Annotated in this window: 14 protein-coding genes; 3 read left to right on the top strand and 11 right to left on the bottom strand. The window is 46.8% G+C overall.

Going from position 1 to position 17,281, the window contains the following annotated elements; translation table 11 throughout:
* Window positions 1-5: 5 nt before the first annotated feature.
* The 6 genes from T500_RS0101150 to mraZ are packed head-to-tail and all read right to left on the bottom strand — an operon-like array spanning window position 6 to window position 6,709.
* Entirely contained in the window at window positions 6-1,277 is a 1,272-nt protein-coding gene (locus T500_RS0101150; protein WP_028906595.1) for a phospho-N-acetylmuramoyl-pentapeptide-transferase, read from the bottom strand.
* Between the two features lie 11 nt (window positions 1,278-1,288).
* Window positions 1,289-2,740 (bottom strand): UDP-N-acetylmuramoyl-L-alanyl-D-glutamate--2,6-diaminopimelate ligase, encoded by a 1,452-nt coding sequence (locus T500_RS0101155; protein ID WP_028906596.1) that lies wholly within the window; start codon window positions 2,738-2,740, stop codon window positions 1,289-1,291.
* 23 nt (window positions 2,741-2,763) lie between these two features.
* Window positions 2,764-4,887 (bottom strand): penicillin-binding protein, encoded by a 2,124-nt coding sequence (locus tag T500_RS0101160; protein ID WP_028906597.1) that lies wholly within the window; start codon window positions 4,885-4,887, stop codon window positions 2,764-2,766.
* Between the two features lie 9 nt (window positions 4,888-4,896).
* Window positions 4,897-5,334: an FtsL-like putative cell division protein gene (locus T500_RS0101165; protein ID WP_013064597.1), complete on the bottom strand. Its 438-nt coding sequence runs from the start codon at window positions 5,332-5,334 to the stop codon at window positions 4,897-4,899.
* Between the two features lie 8 nt (window positions 5,335-5,342).
* Window positions 5,343-6,257, bottom strand: coding sequence for a 16S rRNA (cytosine(1402)-N(4))-methyltransferase RsmH (gene rsmH / locus T500_RS0101170; RefSeq protein ID WP_028906598.1), 915 nt, complete (start codon window positions 6,255-6,257; stop codon window positions 5,343-5,345).
* Window positions 6,254-6,709, bottom strand: a complete 456-nt coding sequence (gene mraZ, locus T500_RS0101175; protein WP_028906599.1) for a division/cell wall cluster transcriptional repressor MraZ — start codon at window positions 6,707-6,709, stop codon at window positions 6,254-6,256. The genes rsmH and mraZ overlap by 4 nt, the downstream gene beginning before the upstream one ends.
* 213 nt (window positions 6,710-6,922) lie before the next feature.
* On the opposite strand from mraZ, the gene T500_RS0101180 reads away from it, so the two are divergent.
* The 3 genes from T500_RS0101180 (at window position 6,923) to T500_RS0101190 (ending at window position 9,643) form a co-directional block, all read left to right on the top strand.
* Window positions 6,923-7,747, top strand: coding sequence for a glycerol acyltransferase (locus T500_RS0101180; RefSeq protein WP_028906600.1), 825 nt, complete (start codon window positions 6,923-6,925; stop codon window positions 7,745-7,747).
* Between the two features lie 20 nt (window positions 7,748-7,767).
* Complete coding sequence (locus tag T500_RS0101185) at window positions 7,768-8,757, top strand: GNAT family N-acetyltransferase (protein WP_028906601.1); 990 nt, start codon at window positions 7,768-7,770, stop codon at window positions 8,755-8,757.
* Window positions 8,758-8,854: 97 nt separating this feature from the next.
* Window positions 8,855-9,643 carry a hypothetical protein gene (locus T500_RS0101190; RefSeq protein ID WP_028906602.1) on the top strand — a complete coding sequence of 263 codons (789 nt, stop codon included), beginning with the start codon at window positions 8,855-8,857 and terminating at the stop codon, window positions 9,641-9,643.
* 14 nt (window positions 9,644-9,657) lie between these two features.
* Here T500_RS0101190 and T500_RS0101195 read toward each other — a convergent pair whose 3' ends face one another.
* Genes T500_RS0101195 through T500_RS14865 form a run of 5 tightly spaced genes read right to left on the bottom strand, consistent with a single transcriptional unit; the run spans window position 9,658 to window position 17,126 of the window.
* Window positions 9,658-10,359, bottom strand: a complete 702-nt coding sequence (locus T500_RS0101195) for a response regulator transcription factor (protein WP_028906603.1) — start codon at window positions 10,357-10,359, stop codon at window positions 9,658-9,660.
* On the bottom strand, window positions 10,356-11,651 hold the full coding sequence (locus T500_RS0101200) for a sensor histidine kinase (protein WP_028906604.1): 1,296 nt from the start codon (window positions 11,649-11,651) through the stop codon (window positions 10,356-10,358). Before T500_RS0101200 ends, T500_RS0101195 begins: the two co-directional genes overlap by 4 nt.
* Before the next feature lie 42 nt (window positions 11,652-11,693).
* Complete coding sequence (locus T500_RS0101205) at window positions 11,694-12,944, bottom strand: hypothetical protein (RefSeq protein ID WP_028906605.1); 1,251 nt, start codon at window positions 12,942-12,944, stop codon at window positions 11,694-11,696.
* Between the two features lie 17 nt (window positions 12,945-12,961).
* Window positions 12,962-14,170: a DUF4249 domain-containing protein gene (locus T500_RS0101210; protein ID WP_196243443.1), complete on the bottom strand. Its 1,209-nt coding sequence runs from the start codon at window positions 14,168-14,170 to the stop codon at window positions 12,962-12,964.
* A 1-nt stretch (window position 14,171) separates the two neighbouring features.
* Window positions 14,172-17,126, bottom strand: coding sequence for a TonB-dependent receptor plug domain-containing protein (locus T500_RS14865; RefSeq protein WP_230580813.1), 2,955 nt, complete (start codon window positions 17,124-17,126; stop codon window positions 14,172-14,174).
* Between the last annotated feature and the right edge of the window lie 155 nt (window positions 17,127-17,281).

Here is a 17,281-nt window from a genome sequence, read left to right on the forward strand (position 1 = left end):
CTTATTTAACGCATCTTTAATGTAATGATGGTGAGGGCGGCCAGAATAATCGAGGTAATCCAGAATCGGATAGTGATCTTTGACTCGTGGAACGGACGATGAGGCCAGCTCTTCAGAATATATCTACTTGTAGCATCGAGCTGTGTGTCGAGCTTACGGAAATTGTCGTGGATAGGTGTGGCACGGAAAACGCGCACACGCTGACCCTTGCGCTTCATGAACTTGAACCACTGGGTCTGGATAATCACACTCAGACTCTCGACGAAGAAGATACCGCACAGGATAGGCAGCAGCAACTCCTTGTGAATGATGATGGCAGCTACACCGATGATACCACCGATGGTAAGCGAACCAGTATCGCCCATGAAAACCTGAGCGGGATAGGCATTGTACCATAGGAAACCAATCATGGCTCCGATGAATGCGCAAAGGAATACAACCAACTCCTCAGAGTGGGGGATATACATAATGTCGAAGTATGAGGCATAGCCGATGTGTGATGATACATAGGCCAGTATGCCTAATGCCACACCGACAATAGCTGAGTTTCCTGCACACATACCATCCATACCATCGTTGAGGTTGGCACCGTTTGATACGGCTGTAACGGCAAAGATAGTGATGAATACGAATATAATCCAACCAGCAGCTACCTTATACTTGCCGCAGAACGACATAATGTTAGAGTAGTTCAGGTTGTGATTCTTTATGAATGGGATGGTGGTCTGTAACGATTTTACAGCCTCCTTCTTATGTTTTACCACAATCTCCTGGTTCTGCTGACGGACGTTCACATTCTCGCGAACCACTACATCAGGACTGAGCCAGAGTGTAAGACCAACGATGAAGCCGATACTTACCTGACCAACAATCTTATACTTACCCTTCAAGCCGTCCTTGTTGCGTCTGAAAATCTTGATATAGTCGTCGAGGAATCCCAAGAAACCTAACCATACAGTGGTGATAACCATCAGAATAAGGTAAGTGTTGCGGATACGACCGAAGAGCAGCACGGGGATGAGGATGCTCACGATGATGATGATACCACCCATGGTTGGTACACCTTTCTTCTCGACTCCGAATGGGTCGATACTTGGATCGCGTTCGGTCTCAAAAATGCTGCGGCGCTTCATCCATTTAATAAACTTCTCACCAAACCATGCTGAGATTATCAGCGAGAGGATGAGCGTGAGGAGTGAGCGGAACGAGATGTACGCCCACATGTGTGATCCAGGTATATCGTACTGGTCGAGGAATCTGAACAGATAGTATAACATTGTTGATAATATTAAGAGTTAAAAATTTCCTTTACTACTTCCTTATCGTCAAAGTGGTGCTTTACACCTTTAATTTCCTGATAGTCTTCATGGCCTTTACCGGCAATCAGGATAACGTCGCCCTTTTCGGCCAGCATGCAGGCGGTGCGGATAGCCTCACGGCGATCAACAATGCTTAACACCTTCTTCATTTGCTTCTGGTCGAGACCAGCCAGCATATCGTTGATGATATCCTGTGGCTCCTCAAAACGGGGGTTGTCTGAGGTGATAATTACCTTGTCGCTCTGCTTAACGGCCTCCTGCGCCATGATGGGACGCTTACCTTTATCACGGTTACCGCCAGCACCGCATACGGTGATGACTTTACCCTTGCCGTTCAGCACTTCGTGGATGGCATTGAGCACATTCTCCAAGGCATCAGGGGTGTGGGCATAGTCAACAATGGCAGTATAGCCTTCGGGTGAATGGATAGGCTCCAATCTTCCGTTCACGCTCTTCAACGTGCTCAGGATGAGCAGGATATCCTCGGGCTTCTTGCCTAACATCACAGCTGCGCCATAAACGGCCAGCAGGTTGCTGACGTTGAACTTACCGATAAACTGTACACCAACTTCCTTACCGTTGATATCGAGATACATACCCTCGAAGTGGCACTCGATGATCTTAGCCTTGAAATCGGCCATTGTGCGGGTAGAGTAGGTCTTTACGTTGGCCTTGCAGTTCTGTACCATCACCATACCATTCTTGTCATCGGCATTAGTAATGGCAAAGGCATCTTTCTCCAAACCATCGAAGAAAGCCTTCTTGGCATCGCGGTAGTTCTCAAAGGTCTTATGATAGTCCAGGTGGTCGCGTGTCAGATTGGTGAACAAACCTCCTGCAAACTTCAGTCCGCCGATACGCTTCTGAGCGATAGCGTGACTTGAGCACTCCATAAAGGCGTACTCGCAACCGGCATTAACCATCTGAGCCAGCAAGCGGTTCAGCTCGATGGGGTCGGGAGTTGTATGATCGGCTGGGATAGCCTCGTCCTCGATGTAGTTGCATACGGTTGACAGCAGACCGCACTTATGTCCGAACTTACGGAACATATTATATAATAAGGTGGCGATGGTGGTTTTGCCGTTGGTGCCTGTTACACCTACCAGTTTGAGTTTACGCGATGGGTCGCCATAGAACTGGGTGGCAACCTCGCCAACACTGCTCTCGGTGGATGCAACTTGAACGAATGTTACTTTAGGATCCTGTTCCTCTGGCAATTTCTCACACAATACTGCAGTTGCTCCTAACTCAATGGCTTTTGGAATGAACTTGTGTCCATCGGTTACGGTGCCTGGGATGGCAACGAACAGATGACCAGCTTCAATGCGACGTGAATCGATATTCACACCCGTGATCTCTACATCAACATCGCCCTGCGTGTTGAGTACTTCTACATTCTTGAGCAGTTCATTTAACTTCATATGCTTATACCTTATTATATATATTAATCTAAAATGAGTTCGCACACCATACCTTGCTTAACTGCGGTTCCGGCGTGGATACTTTGTGATTTAACTTTTCCTCTTCCTTTGATGCGTGCCTTAACGCGACGGCTCTCTAACAGATAAACGGCATCTTTGGCACCCATGCCTGTTACATCGGGCACCGTGTGCTTGTTGCCTTCGCGGTAATTGGCGCTGCTGGGGGCTGATGCCTTGGTTTTAAGACTTGCCAATACGAAGTTGGCTGCCTGGTTATCACCCTTCTTTACAGCAGGTGTAAACGATGAGTGCGCATCGCGGGCATCATCTACGCTACGTTTCAGACTCTGCGCCATTACACCTTCGGCAATATGGTGGAATACCACACCACTCATACCACCACCAGATGCGGGCAGACCCGACTTCTTAAGGCAGACGATACAGGTGTAACGTGGGTTGTCGGCAGGGAAGAAACCTGCAAAACTCAACCAGTAACGGGTAACACCTGAGTGGTAGCTACCAAACTGGTCGGCCACCTGGGCTGTACCTGTCTTACCGGCCACCTTGAATGACTTAGAGCCAGCCTTCTTACCCAAACCCTGACTAACCACATGTTCCAGAATGGTCTGCATGGTCTTGATGGTCTGTGGCTTGGCAATGCGCTCTTTCAGCACGACTGGTTCGAACTCGCGAATCACCTCGCCGTTCTTCATCAGCTGCTTAACAAAGCGTGGCTGCATCATCTTACCGTTGTTGGCTATCGCATTATAGAAAGCCACGGTGTTGATAGGTGCTATCTGGGTTTCGTAACCAATACTCATCCAGGGTAGGGTGGTCTTACTCCAGTACTTGGATCTGTCGGTAGTCTTGGTATCCGGCATACGGATCATAGGGGTGTGATAACCCACCAAAGGCAACTTCAGGTCCTCGTGTATACCTATTCTATATAGACCCTCTACGTATTTCTTGGGGTTGTGACCGTAGTATTTGTCGATCAAATAGCTCACGCCGATGTTCGAACTTACCTCGAGGGCACGTGCTACATTGATGGTGCCATAGCCGCCACGACGCCAGTTGTGATCCTTCATGGGGCGACCGTGCATCTCCATCACACCACAGCCTGTTGGGATGGTCATCGTGGTGTCGATTACACCATCGTCGAGAGCAACAAGGAACGAGGCTACCTTGAATACCGAACCTGGTTCGCATCGGTAGCTGATGGCATTGTTCACCATCTCGTAGTAGTTGCCATCCAATCCACGGGTCATATTTACAATGGCTTTTACGTCGCCTGTCTTTACCTCCATCAGGATGGCTACGCCCATTTCGCCGTTAATCTCCTTCAGTTCATCTACCAACGCACGCTCGGCCAAATCCTGCATGCCTACATCGATGGTGGTTACTACATCTACACCATCCTCGGGCGACAGTACGGGGATGTCGAGGTACTTGCTCAGAATCTTACGACGATGCATTAAACCGTTCTTACCACGAAGCAGGGTGTCTAATGAGAGCTCCAGTCCGTTCTTCGCACTGTCTTTGGCACCGTACATCTCACCGATAGTACGCTGGGCCAAGGTGCCGAATGGCTTACGGCGCGAGTTGAAGGTTTCCCAATGGAAACCGCCTTTATACAATTTCTCTCTGAAGATGGGCAGTTCGTGCACCTCGCAGAAAGTGTTGTAATCAATACGGCGAGGCCAGATAGCCCAGTGACGGGCACCTACGGTGCCGTTCTTCATAACCTTACGCTTGCCTTCCAACAGATGCGCCTTGAATTCGGCGGCCGACTTCTGAGGGAATATCTGGTTCAGACCATAGCAAATGGTATCAATCTCGGCAGCCCAGATGGAGTCGCGCTTATGTACGCCAGTAGAATCTTCGGCGCCTGCCTGGAAATCCATGAATACCTTGTACTCAGGGATGCTGCTGGCCATCAACTGACCGTCGCAACTCAGAATATTTCCACGATTAGGCTTCACGGTAACGCTATCGCGCTTCAGTCGCGAGGCCACCTGAGTCCAATAATCCTTCTTGGCAGTCATGATGTACATGGCTTTGCCCACTACGGCAAAACCAATCAGCGTGAGTACTACTGCTATGACGAAGTAGCGCGGCATGACTTTATCGCTATTGAACTTACTCATCTCGTTTCTTTATTCTGGTACATTAATAATATAAGGTGGCTGGTCGGAAATGTGTAGCAGTGTATCTCTGTTCTGCTTTAATGCCTCCAGCACATGACTCTCACGGCATTTCTCTGTCAGGGTACTCGAACTCGACAAAGCCTTGTATTTGGCATGCAGCAGTTCTTTCTCCAGTTTATCGATGGCTATCAGATCCTGCTGGCACTGGTATCTGGAGGCCACATAGATGATGGTGAACAATACCATGAGCACAATCAGCCAGATCTGGCGGCGTACCATGTCGGCTGTCAGAAAATCGCCACCAAGAATAGTCCTCAGATTCAGGGATGGGGTGAGCTTGGGGTCTTCCTCCTTCACCTTTTCCTTAATCTTCTGGATGGTTTTCTTGGCATGCTCTTTTACGTCGGCAGCTTCAACCAGCAGTTCAATTTCTTCTTTGTTCTCCATCTTCTCTCTTATATTTTCTCAGCTATTCTTAGTTTGGCACTACGGCTGCGAGGGTTCTGTTGCTGTTCCTCGTTGCTGGGTACAATCACCTTGTTGTTTATCAAACGGAAAGGTGTCTCGATCCGACCGAAGAAGTCTTGCTTGATCTTTCCTTCTACGTTGCCGGCTTTCATCATGTTCTTCACAATGCGGTCTTCCAGCGAGTGGTAGGTGATGACTGACAGGCGTCCGCCCTCGCCGAGCAGATCCTTGGCGCCATTCAGCATCTCCTTCAGGGCATCCATCTCGTGATTAACTTCTATACGGAGGGCCTGGAACATCTTGGCCATCTCTTTCTTCTCGCGTTCGCGCTGGAAGAGTTTCTCGGTGGCGCTCATCAGGTCGCCAGTAGTCTCAATCTTCTTCTCATTGCGTGTCTTGGCAATGATAGATGCTATCTTTCGGGCATTCTTCAGCTCGCCATAGATATAGAAGATGTCGGCCAACTGCTCCTCATCGTAGGTATTAAGAATCTCGGCTGCAGTAGTTCCGGCACGTTTATTCATTCGCATATCCAATGGGGCATCGAATCGGAATGAGAAACCACGTGTTTCATCATCAAAGTGATGGCTCGATACTCCTAAGTCGGCCAACAATCCGTCGATATGATCCACACCGTAATAGCGCATCCAATTCTTCAGATATCTGAAGTTGCTGCGTACAAACGTAAAGCGATCGTCGTTTACGATGTTCTTCTCGGCATCTGGATCCTGATCGAAACTATATAAATGGGCCTTTTCATCGAGTCGGCGCAGAATCTCTTTACTATGGCCGCCACCGCCAAAGGTAACGTCTACGTAAATGCCGCCAGACTTGATGGCAAGTCCGTCTATGCTCTCGTGGAGAAGCACGGGTACATGGTATGTCTCAGCTGTGGTTATCATAAAGCCTCACAGTTATTCATAATGTTCTCAAATTCAATTCCAAATTCTTCTTCGGTTTTCAGCGTCTGCTTCAGTCGCTCTGGTGCCCACATCTCGATGGTATTGTCCATGCCGATAAACTGGATGTCCTGGTCAATCCCGGCAACCTTCAGCAGGCGCTTAGAGATGAGGAATCGGCCATTACCATCAAGTGTTACAACTTCTGCCTCCGATACAAACTGTCGGAACATCTGCTGGTGGGTGTGCTTCCATGGGTGTAGTTGCGACTTCAAAAGGTCGAGGCGCTCGTTCCATACGCTTTCAGGATAGAGCACGATGCAATTCTGGAAGACGTCCTTTCTGAGTACCAGGTTTTCCTCGCCAGATGCCTGTAGCACCTTGCGGAAAACAGCTGGCAGGAAAGCTCTTCCCTTAGCGTCGATCTTAGCCTCTATATTACCTATAAAACGCATGCGTACATATTTAATAATAAATTTGCCGCAAAGTTACTCATTTTTCCCCACTCTACACCACAATTCCCCACTTTTTTTCAAATTTAACCTTTTTTTGATGATTTTGCCCCCTCTCGTGTCCTAAATACATTTAAAAACTAAGTTTTTTCTGCATTTTTTGCTCATTATTCAAAGAAATGTGCTATTTTTGCAACTTGTTAGTATATGAGAGAAATGACAACCGTAACAGAGCGTACGATAGACATTGAAAAAATCCTGAAAGGGAAGATGGGTGCAAAGGCTAAGTTTGTGCCCGGTTTTCTGGTTAGTTGGCTAAAGAAGATAGCCCACCAGGACCAGGTAAACGCTTTTCTTTGGGAGAGTCGCGATAAAGTTGGCGTTGAATGGTTGGAGGAATGTGTGAAATACCTCGATATGACGCTGAACATCGTTGGCAAGGAGAATCTTCCTGATCCTAACGATGGTAAACTATATACTTTTGTAAGTAATCACCCTTTGGGTGGCGAGGATGGTGTGGCACTGGGTGCTATCATCGGCCGTTTCTATGAGGGCCGATTCCGTTATCTGGTTAACGACCTGTTGATGAATCTGCCAGGTTTGGCGCCATTGTGCATCCCCATCAATAAAACTGGTAACCAAAGTCGTAACTTCCCTGCAATGGTCGAGGCGGGTTTCCAGAGTGATCATCACATGCTGATGTTCCCTGCAGGTATCTGTTCGCGAAAAAAGAACGGTGTGATTCGTGATCTTCCCTGGAAAAAGACCTTTATCTCGAAGAGTGTGGAGTATCAGCGCGATGTAGTGCCCATTCATTTCAGTGGCGAGAACAGTAAGTTCTTCTATCGCTTGGCAAACTTCAGCGACAAGCACCTGCCATTTAACTTGGCTATGCTGTTTTTGGTCGATGAAATGTACAAAAACGTGCATAAATCCTTCGAGGTAAAGATAGGTAAGCCTATTCCTTGGCAGACATTCGACAAGTCGAAATCACCGATGGAATGGGCGGAATTTGTAAAAGAGCAAGTCTATAAACTATAAACTTTTTAAGTAGAGAGAGAATGGAACAGGAAATTATCCAACCAATTGCTAAAGAAGTACTCAAGAGTGAACTCACTCCCGACCTTCAGCTTCGTATGACGAACAAGAGTCACAATGAGATTTATGTCATTACGGCTCACAATGCACCTAATGTGATGAAAGAAATCGGGCGTTTACGTGAGATTGCTTTCCGCGAAGCGGGTGGTGGTACAGGCAAGTCGATGGATATCGATGAATTCGATACTTGTGACAATTGTTACAAGCAGTTGATTGTATGGAACCCTGAGGCTGAGGAGATTATCGGTGGCTACCGTTATCTGCTTGGTACCGATTGGGAATACGATGAGAAGGGTCAGCCCATTCTGGCTACCAGTCATATGTTCCACTTCTCAGATAAGTTTATAAAGGATTATGCCCCTTGGACCATCGAACTCGGTCGTTCATTCGTCTCTCTTCCTTATCAGAGTTCGCGTATGGGTGCCAAGAGCTTGTTCGCACTCGATAACCTGTGGGATGGTCTTGGTGCGCTGACGGTGATTAAGCCTAACGTGAAGTATTTCTTTGGTAAAATGACCATGTATCCATCCTATATCCGCAAAGGTCGCGATATGATTCTCTACTTCCTGAAGAAGCATTTCGATGATAAAGAGAAGCTGATTATACCGATGAAACCGCTGGAAATGGAAACCGATCCTAAGGAATTGGAGTCGCTGTTTGGTGGTACATCGTTCAAGGACGACTATCGTGTGCTGAATGGTGAGATCCGTAAGTTGGGCTATAACATCCCACCATTGGTTAATGCGTATATGAGTCTGTCGCCAACTATGAAGTTGTTTGGTACAGCTATTAACTACGGTTTTGGCGATGTAGAGGAAACTGGTATTCTGATTGCTGTTGATGAAATTCTTGAAGAGAAGCGTGTGCGTCATATCGACTCGTTTATCAAGGAACATCCTGAGGCTCTGAAGATTACCAGTGGTGCCAATAATGTTATTTATAAGGAAAAGTAAGTTAAAAAAGATTTAACCTAAAGATAACGTACTGTTTTATCTTACTTTAAGAAATTCATCGTACCTTTGCAATCGGAAAGAATAAAAAGCAAAGACGATGAAGAAGGCAATGATGTATCTACTGTTGGCATTGGGCATCACATTATTTGTGATGTTCATCGGTGGTGCTATCGGTGGGTTTATTATTGGTTTCATTGATGGGTTTAATGGGGGTAAGGTTGGAGTATCCTCTTCTATGTCTTATCTGGCAGGATTAGGTTCGGGCCTTGCGCTGGTTCTTTGCTTAATTCTTAATTTCGTGTTCCTAAAGAATGGTTTTGCCAGCTATACGATAGGTCGAATTCCTAAGCCAATCCGTTGGAAGGTTTTCTTAGGTATGGTTATTATGATGGCCGGCATGGCGGTACTCTATGCTGCGATAAATGATGTGGCAGCCGAGAGAGGTTGGCGCGACGAAATGATGATTGAGGCGTATGCTTGGATGCAGCATCATCCCGTATTCTCTTTGCTGGTTGTTGCTGTTGTCTCGGCTACTGCCAATCTGATCATCTATGGTGCTGTAATTCGCGAAATACTGGAGTGGAAACATCGACCACAAATAATAATTCCGATTTATGGTGTGATTATGGCCCTTGTGAGTATGATTGATGGCACCTTCTTGTTGATGATTGTCACCATGTTGATGGCCGAATTCGAGGCGTTGGTTTATGAGTACACCCGTAGTGTGATACCTGTTATTATAGGTGATGTGGCTTTTTGGGCACTGACACTCGTGCTGATAGGTGTTCCTACCAGCGGATGGTGGCTTTTGATTGGTGCGGTCTTGATTCTACCAGGTTTGTATCTGGCTGTTCATCCGATGGAATCGTACAAACCTATCGATTGAACCTTTGCTTGCGCTTACGCGTTGACCAATAGCTGGAGTCCTATGCCTCTCACTGTTTTCAACGTAATCTTTGGTTCGTCGGCCAATACTTTTCTGAGTTTATTGACGAATACATCGAGCGAACGACTAGCAAAATAATCATCTTCAGTATTCCAGAATCTACTCAGGATAGCTTCTCTACGAACCACATTATTCTTGTTCTCGGCCAACAGCTGCAGTATCTGAGCCTCTCGTTGGGTGATGGTTTGTGCCTCGCCTGTTTCGTCGTTTCGAAGAGTGGCGTGATTGGCATCCAGCGTATATTTACCCAATTTGTAGTGGCTCGTTTCGTTCTGGGTTTTGGCGCCACCACGCATCTTCATAAGTGCTTGGATATGTGCGTCTAACTCCTCTGGAACGAAGGGCTTCTTTACGTAGTTATTGATGCCTAAGCGATAGCCGGCCTTCACATCGTTGGGCGAAGTGAGAGCCGAGGTAAAGATGATAATCACGTCGCCATCCGTTTCGCGGATACGTTCTACCATCTCGAAACCATTCATCACAGGCATGTCGATATCCGATATAATCACGTCGGGATGTGTTTCCTCCCAAGCTTTCACACCTTCCTTACCATTCTTGGCGGTAATTACTTCGTAGCCACCAATAATGTCTTCCAGACCTGTCTTCTCGATGTAAGCGAGCGATTCGTCGTCTTCAACTAACAATAACTTGATCATACGTTCTTTGGGATATAAAGTGTAAACTCTGAATATTTGTCTTTCTCACTCGATACCGTCACCTTGCCACCATGGGCTTGCATCACCTGGTCGACATAGTTCAGACCTAAGCCGAAGCCTGATACGCCGCCTTTGCGGTTCTTTTCGTGGATGGCAGCACGACCGAACTTATCGAAGATAATCTGCTGCTCTTCCTTGGTGATGCCTATACCATTGTCGCGTACCTTTAAGAGTACGTTTTTGTCGGTATCTATCGATGAAATCTTGATTTTTATCTCGTCCTTCGAGTATTTAATGGCGTTATCCAGCAGGTTGGCAATAGCCTCTGTAAGGTATTGCTCATCGGCCAGCACATTCCTTATTTTCAGGTCGGTAATAATCTCGAGAGGCTTGTCGGCTTTGGCCTTTGCTTTCTCGATTAAATCGGCAATTATTGGTTCTATGTCTATATCCCACTTGTTCAGAATCAGCTTTTTGTTCTCGAGTTTTGAGATGGTGAGCAGTTTGTTGACGAGTGCCAACAGGTGTTCGGCTTCTTCTTCAATGATGGTATAGTACTTTTCTTTAATTTGTGGCTTGTCGTCAACCTTACCGCTATGTAGGAAGTGGGCACCCATAATAATCGATGAAAGCGGTGATTTCATGTCGTGAACCATCGCATACGAGAAGTCGTTACGTAATTCTGCCATCTGTTCCTGTTCGGTAATAAACTTCAACAGCTGCACAATAATAACAGCAAAGAAACCCAGAATAAAGGCACTCAACAGAAAGAGCGGACTCAGTTTCTGAGCCAATTCGGGATAGGGGTTGTTAAGTGCCAGCTGGATGGCTCGCGATTGGTCTCTACGAATGCTGATGGGGCGGGTGAGTAGCGACCACGAGCTATTGCGCTCGTTGTTGCGTCTGAGCACATTCCTGTTCGAATCTACCTCCAGAATGGTTACATTGCGGTTAATGTCAGCCACACTAAGCAGCGAGTCGACATAGAGAGCTACAGTGTCGAGCGAGATGTTTGAATGGTAATTCTTGCTCAATGCATCGTTCATACCCTCTACCGACGAGGCTAACGATATATTACCTCGCGCTTCTGACAAGCTGAGTGTATCATCGGCTGTTACCAGATCGGCACGTGTATAGCTCTCATAGAACATGGCCCACGTGAGCTGGTTGCCAGCGCGTTCCGTCATATCTTTCGTAACAGAACGATAGGTCATCCACATATAAAGAGCCAGCAGTAGCAAAACTGCTACTGCACTCACAATCGACACGTATTTATACCTGTTTTTATGCATAACCGCCTGCAAAGATAGTGCAAAATACGTGAACTTCCAAATTTATTGTGGAAATTCGTACACTAAATACTGCGTGTTAGGCTCTGTGGGGTAGTTGGTGAGTCGACCAGAACGTGTGATGAACGACAGTATACCGTTATTTATCCCATTGCCAAAGGTGTACATGTCGCCATAGATGTTGATATAATGGATGCGGCGGGCATCATACTTCAGTAGGCGATCAATGTCGATAACAGGCATGCCGTCTATCAGTACCGTAGCTGGCCAATAATTGTTGTATTGGTCGTCTTCTTTACGTACAAACAGCTGTGTTACGCCATTACTCTTCTTGCTTCGTACGCATTGAACGTACTCAATCAGCACCTCTTTAATAGTGAGAAACTGACGGTATTCGTCGAGATTGTATGTCATGTCGGGCTGATTGCCAAATACCGTTGGGTCGTAATCCATTGGCACACCATCTTCGGCAGTCTCATCCGAATAGTCGCCCAGTTGCAGTTCGCGTTTGGCGGGGGCAATAGCTATCTGATGGCGCTGCATGGCCAGTGAACGTTCCTCTACTTCGCTGCGTTTGTAATGGAATACAAGATGTGGAAGTTCCTTGGGCAGTAAGGTGGCAAACGGACTGATCATCTCAATGGGCAGACTCATACCTGTGAGTGATGCGGCAGAGAGAACCAATGGTTGCTTGCCGTGAATGCCGTATGTGTAGAACACGGCTGTAGAGTCGTTCTCCATCTTTCCTTCAAAATAATGAATCTGTTTGCCTACGATGCTTAACGACGGACGAATCTGTTCACCATTAAAGGTACGCCCGTTATAGGTGTTGTTGATGCGTGCCCTGATGATATGTCCTTCGGTTTCGCGGGTATCTGTACCTTTTTTGTTTATCATCTTTGCTGTACCATTGGCTTCTACCCAGCTGCTGTCGCTTGATAGCCACTCGATATCGTCATCTTTGCTCTTGTGGAGCGGGTTGATGATGGCAACAAGTTGGTTTGATACCTGAGCGCTGTGGCGGGTATATACCGATAGTGCATAGTAACCGCTATGCAAGTTGGCTGGCAGTTCAATGGTGCCTGTACCTTTATGGTTATGGATGCTGATAGTGGTGCCTGCGGCCAAACCCTGCGTATCGCACAGTTCGGCATAGGCTATCAGGGCATCTTGGTCTGTTACACTTACTGTCATCTGCTCGCCTGCCAGATACCAGGTGCGATCAGTTCTGAATTCTGCGGCAAAAGTGTTGTGTGCCAGCAGAATAGTTGCTATGAGTGATATGATTCTGTTCATCTTTGTTATCTTTGTGATTATTCAAAAGGTGGCATGTAGTCGGGCTTGGTAGTTGTTGCACCACTCAAGCGTACGTCAAAGTCGGCAGGATAAGCCCACCATGTGGTTAGCGGCTGCAGAATCAATCGCTTATCATCCCATATATAGAGAATCAAGCCCTGATATACCATTTTCTCGCAATCAATTTCTGTGCAGTCTTCTAATTTTATGTATGGACCAGGCTGGGGAACCTCTCTGTAGATATCATGCCCATCAATGTACACACGTTTGCTGACCGTATTCAGCGAGCAGCCCACAAAGCCTAACGCTCTTTTCGACGAGGTGGTGCAGCGAATGTTGCTGGGTAGGGCTGATGGCTGGGGGGTAAACAATCCGCCCATCTCCCATCCGGCTTCAACACATGCCTTATTGTATTCGTATTCAGCCTTGCTGATGGCACGTTGGGTTACTTCATTACAATAGTTCCAAGCTATGCGTTCATTTTTGTATGAAATATCCAGTAACTGGTATTTTGTGAATTTTCCACCAACATAATGAGCTGTTGATTCCGTTAGAATGGCTTTACTATCCGCAGTCTTCCACCCCTTTTCTGGATAAAGTTCGTCTTGGGGTATGTCCATCGCTTTTTTGGCTTCCACGTCGTAATATATAGCTGTATGGCGCTTTGGCCTAACTTCCCAGGTTTCGGTATATTCCCATGTGTAGTAGGCTGTCTGTGTTGGATCATCAGGCTCGGCTGTGGTCAGCAGAATCTGGATGTCCTCCAAATCGCCTTTCTGATAGTACTCCAGCTTCTCGATGTCGGGTGTGTGGAGTGGCTTTTCGGGATTCGACTGATAGATGTCGCCATCGCATTCTATCCTTACATAGTACGATACGTTTGGATCCAGCGCAGGGGTGTTACAGGTGTAATAACCGTTATCCTGTATTGGGCATTCGTATTCAGAACCATCGGTACCACAGATGGTAACTCTTGCATGGTAAATAATAGGTTCCCAATAGTAGCTGTCGTATTCATCATAAGAGTTGGACTCTTTATTAAGTGGAACAGACCTTGTGATATAGAACTCGCTTTTTTCGTTCGAACGGATGGTACCGTTAACCACTAGCAGGTTCGTTTCGCCCTCAGGCAGATCGGCCTCGTATTCCTCCACGCATCCTGTCAGCATGCAGGCACAAATCACGATGAAATGGGCGATTTTTAAAAGTGATGATATCCTTTTCATATTAGTTGAATCGTACGTTAAGTGAGATATAGGGGATGGCTGTACCAAATACCGATAGCTTGTAGCCCTTGATGCTTGAGCCTTCGGTAACATAATAGATGTTATAGGCATTTTTGCGGGCAAGGGCATTATACACACCGATTGAGAACGAGGTGTGGAAGAATGCTGTTAGCCTATGGGTTGGCTCGATGTTGAACGCCAGGTCCAGACGTGTATAGTCGGGAATGCGATAGTTGTTGCGCTCAGTATAGTAGGGCAGGTGGTAACCTAACTTGTTGTTGTAGAACTGGCCTGCAGGTACTGTGGTTGGGCGACCAGTGGCATAGTTAAAGTTGCTCGAGAAACTGTAACGCTCTGTAATCTTATAGTTCAGCACAGCTTTTACCTCATGTGGTCTGTCGTATTCCGATGGGTACCACTCGCCGTTGTTCAGGGGCGTTGCCACGCGCTTGTCGTCCTGGCGCAACAGTGAGCGCGAGTAAGTATAGCTTACCCAACCATTTAGCTTACCATAAGGCTTCTTGGCTTGCAGTTCCACGCCGTAGGCCTTTCCTTTTGTAGGAATCACATCTGTTTCCAGGTGTGGATTCATCAACAGCACAGCCGAACTGCGATAGTTCAGATAGTCGCTGATGTGCTTGTAGTAAGTCTCGGCCGAGAACTCGTAGTTCTTGTCGGGTGTCTCGTAATAGACACCTGCAGCAATCTGCCAGCCGTTCTGGGGCTTGATGTTCAGATCCGACAGCTTCCACATATCGGTAGGCGACATGATAGAGGTGTTAGAAACCTTGTGGATATACTGGTGCATGGTGTTGAAACCAGCCTTAATCGAGAAATTATCCTGTATGGCATAACGTGCCGAGAAACGGAACTCGGGAGCCTGATAGGTTTTGATGATACCTGTCTCATGACGTGTCTCTAACAAGGTTTCCTGCGATGGCAGTTCCTGGTCGGCATAGATATTCACGTCGCGCGGACCAATGGCATTGAACATTGAATAGCGTAAACCTGCCGAAACCGACAATTTCTCGGTCAGCGAATGTTCGTAGTCGATATAGGCGCCGCTCTCCAAGGCTTTCTCTTTCTGTAGCTGGTCTGGATTGACATACGATTCCTCGTTTAAAGGTTCATACTTGCCGCCCTGTACATCGTAATGCTGAACAGACAGACCGTAAGACAGACTTTGCTTCTCATTCAGACGCTGGCGGATATGTAGCTTGGCCCACAGCTGATCGATGCCGAAACTCAGTCGGGCAGCCATCGTGGGTTTGGCCTTTTCGTCGTTATAATAGTCGTAATGATCCAATCCTGCTGAGAGCGTGGTAGTTATCTTTTCGTTCAGGATCGATCGCCATTCGGCTGAGAAGTTGCGGTTCTGATAGCCGTAACTGTCGTCTGAACTGAACGAGAACTTGTCATTACTCAGATATCCGAATATCTTGAGTCGATGCATGTTGTTAAGTTTCCAGGTAAACACGCCGCCAAAGTCATAGAAGTTGGCCTTACCGTTTTTGTAGCCGCTTTCCTCTGGCAACTGCTTCAGAATCCAGTCGCTATAGGTGGTACGGGCATTCAGCAAGAGCGACACATGATCTTTTACGATAGGTATCTCAAGATTGGCCTTGCTGGTAAGTGCGCCGATACTGGCCGAACCAGTAAACTTACGCATGTTTGCCTCTTTCGAGTTCACTTTCAGCACACTACTTATTCTGCCGCCATATTCTGCGGGGATGCTTGATTTAAACAGCTCCACATCCTCGACCGCATCTGAATTGAACGATGTGAACAAGCCGAACAGATGTGTTGGGTTATATACCGTGCCGCCATTAAACAGTATCAGGTTCTGATCGGTGGCACCACCTCGTACGTTATATCCGCTTGAGGCCTCGCCAACGGTTGTTACACCAGGCAGCGTAAGCACTATCTTCATAATGTCTGATTCACCAAAGGCCGATGGGATATTCTTCAGTAGTTGGGGCTTGAACTTCTCGGCGCCCATCGTGGTACTTTGTACTACCGACTGGCGACCTGCTACAACTACAATCTCGGCCAGTTCCTGATCGTCGGCAAGGCTTGCCCTTGCTTTCTTGGCGCCAGGAACAATATAAGTTCGTGTATTTGCCGAACCAGCTGATATCGACAAAGTGTCGCTGTCAAGTACGGGAATACCAGCGATGAGCGAATCAACAGGGATGTTTTCTATCGAAACAGGAAGTGCATTGTTTTTCTCTCCTTCTGGTGCCGTTTCTGGTCGCAAATGACTCGTGGCGATTTCCTTCTTTTCGCCGATAACACTTGCTACCACTTTTGCAAGGCTTTGCTCACGCCACTGCTTGTTAAAGGTAAGATGTTGCTGTTTGGCAAACTGCTTAATTTGCTTTTTCTGTTCAGGAAACAGTGCTGCCACATCCTTAGCACGTTTTACATGATATGTTTCACCATCAGGTGTAACGAGTGTATAGTGTTCGTGGTCGCTTAGGTTTTTAAGTATCTTCCTTTCGCCAAAGGTCTTCTCACCGTTATAGTGCTTCCACATACTATGATAAAGTTGTACGCCATTGTTGCTGCCGTCACAGAGTTGGGCTGCATAGCGTGTGCTGTCCTCTGGGTCGTGTACAAATCTGTAGCCGTCCATCTCAAACCAGTCGATATGCTGCTGGTCGGGCAGACAGCAGATACCTGCTTTGGGCGATAGCACAGATACGTGCTGTTTCATCAGGTCGAAGCGCAACTCAACATCGTTGTAAACTACCCCATAATAGCTTATTCGCCCTTTATACATATTTGTATTACCTTTATAATAAGGAATGTCGTACCATCTTGATAGCTGATACTGAGGTTCGACAGGCCCAATATACAGGCGAGCATAGTCGGAAGCCGCAGAGAAGTAGTTCTGAGCTTCAGTGTGCTGTACAACAAGCGTCATACAGGCCAATAGTAATAATTCTTTTTTCACGTCTTTATAGATACATAATAATCATTTGGTTGATGCATTTTAGAACTAAGTTCTAAGTATTAAATGCAAAAACAAGCAAAACGTTGTATTGAGACCTTAAACTTTAACATAATTTTGTAACTAGGCCGGGTGAATAATGAAAGTTTGTTAAATAA

It is taken from the genome of Xylanibacter ruminicola Ga6B6 (assembly GCF_000687715.1).
GTDB lineage: Bacteria > Bacteroidota > Bacteroidia > Bacteroidales > Bacteroidaceae > Prevotella > Prevotella ruminicola_B.

Excerpts from the sequence above, each read along its gene's own strand:
- T500_RS0101150 (WP_028906595.1), bottom strand. The coding sequence starts at position 1,277 with ATGTTATACTATCTGTTCAGATTCCTCGACCAGTACGATATACCTGGA.
- T500_RS0101155 (WP_028906596.1), bottom strand. The coding sequence starts at position 2,740 with ATGAAGTTAAATGAACTGCTCAAGAATGTAGAAGTACTCAACACGCAG.
- T500_RS0101160 (WP_028906597.1), bottom strand. The coding sequence starts at position 4,887 with ATGAGTAAGTTCAATAGCGATAAAGTCATGCCGCGCTACTTCGTCATA.
- T500_RS0101165 (WP_013064597.1), bottom strand. The coding sequence starts at position 5,334 with ATGGAGAACAAAGAAGAAATTGAACTGCTGGTTGAAGCTGCCGACGTA.
- rsmH (WP_028906598.1), bottom strand. The coding sequence starts at position 6,257 with ATGATAACCACAGCTGAGACATACCATGTACCCGTGCTTCTCCACGAG.
- mraZ (WP_028906599.1), bottom strand. The coding sequence starts at position 6,709 with ATGCGTTTTATAGGTAATATAGAGGCTAAGATCGACGCTAAGGGAAGA.
- T500_RS0101180 (WP_028906600.1), top strand. The coding sequence starts at position 6,923 with ATGACAACCGTAACAGAGCGTACGATAGACATTGAAAAAATCCTGAAA.
- T500_RS0101185 (WP_028906601.1), top strand. The coding sequence starts at position 7,768 with ATGGAACAGGAAATTATCCAACCAATTGCTAAAGAAGTACTCAAGAGT.
- T500_RS0101190 (WP_028906602.1), top strand. The coding sequence starts at position 8,855 with ATGAAGAAGGCAATGATGTATCTACTGTTGGCATTGGGCATCACATTA.
- T500_RS0101195 (WP_028906603.1), bottom strand. The coding sequence starts at position 10,359 with ATGATCAAGTTATTGTTAGTTGAAGACGACGAATCGCTCGCTTACATC.
- T500_RS0101200 (WP_028906604.1), bottom strand. The coding sequence starts at position 11,651 with ATGCATAAAAACAGGTATAAATACGTGTCGATTGTGAGTGCAGTAGCA.
- T500_RS0101205 (WP_028906605.1), bottom strand. The coding sequence starts at position 12,944 with ATGAACAGAATCATATCACTCATAGCAACTATTCTGCTGGCACACAAC.
- T500_RS0101210 (WP_196243443.1), bottom strand. The coding sequence starts at position 14,170 with ATGAAAAGGATATCATCACTTTTAAAAATCGCCCATTTCATCGTGATT.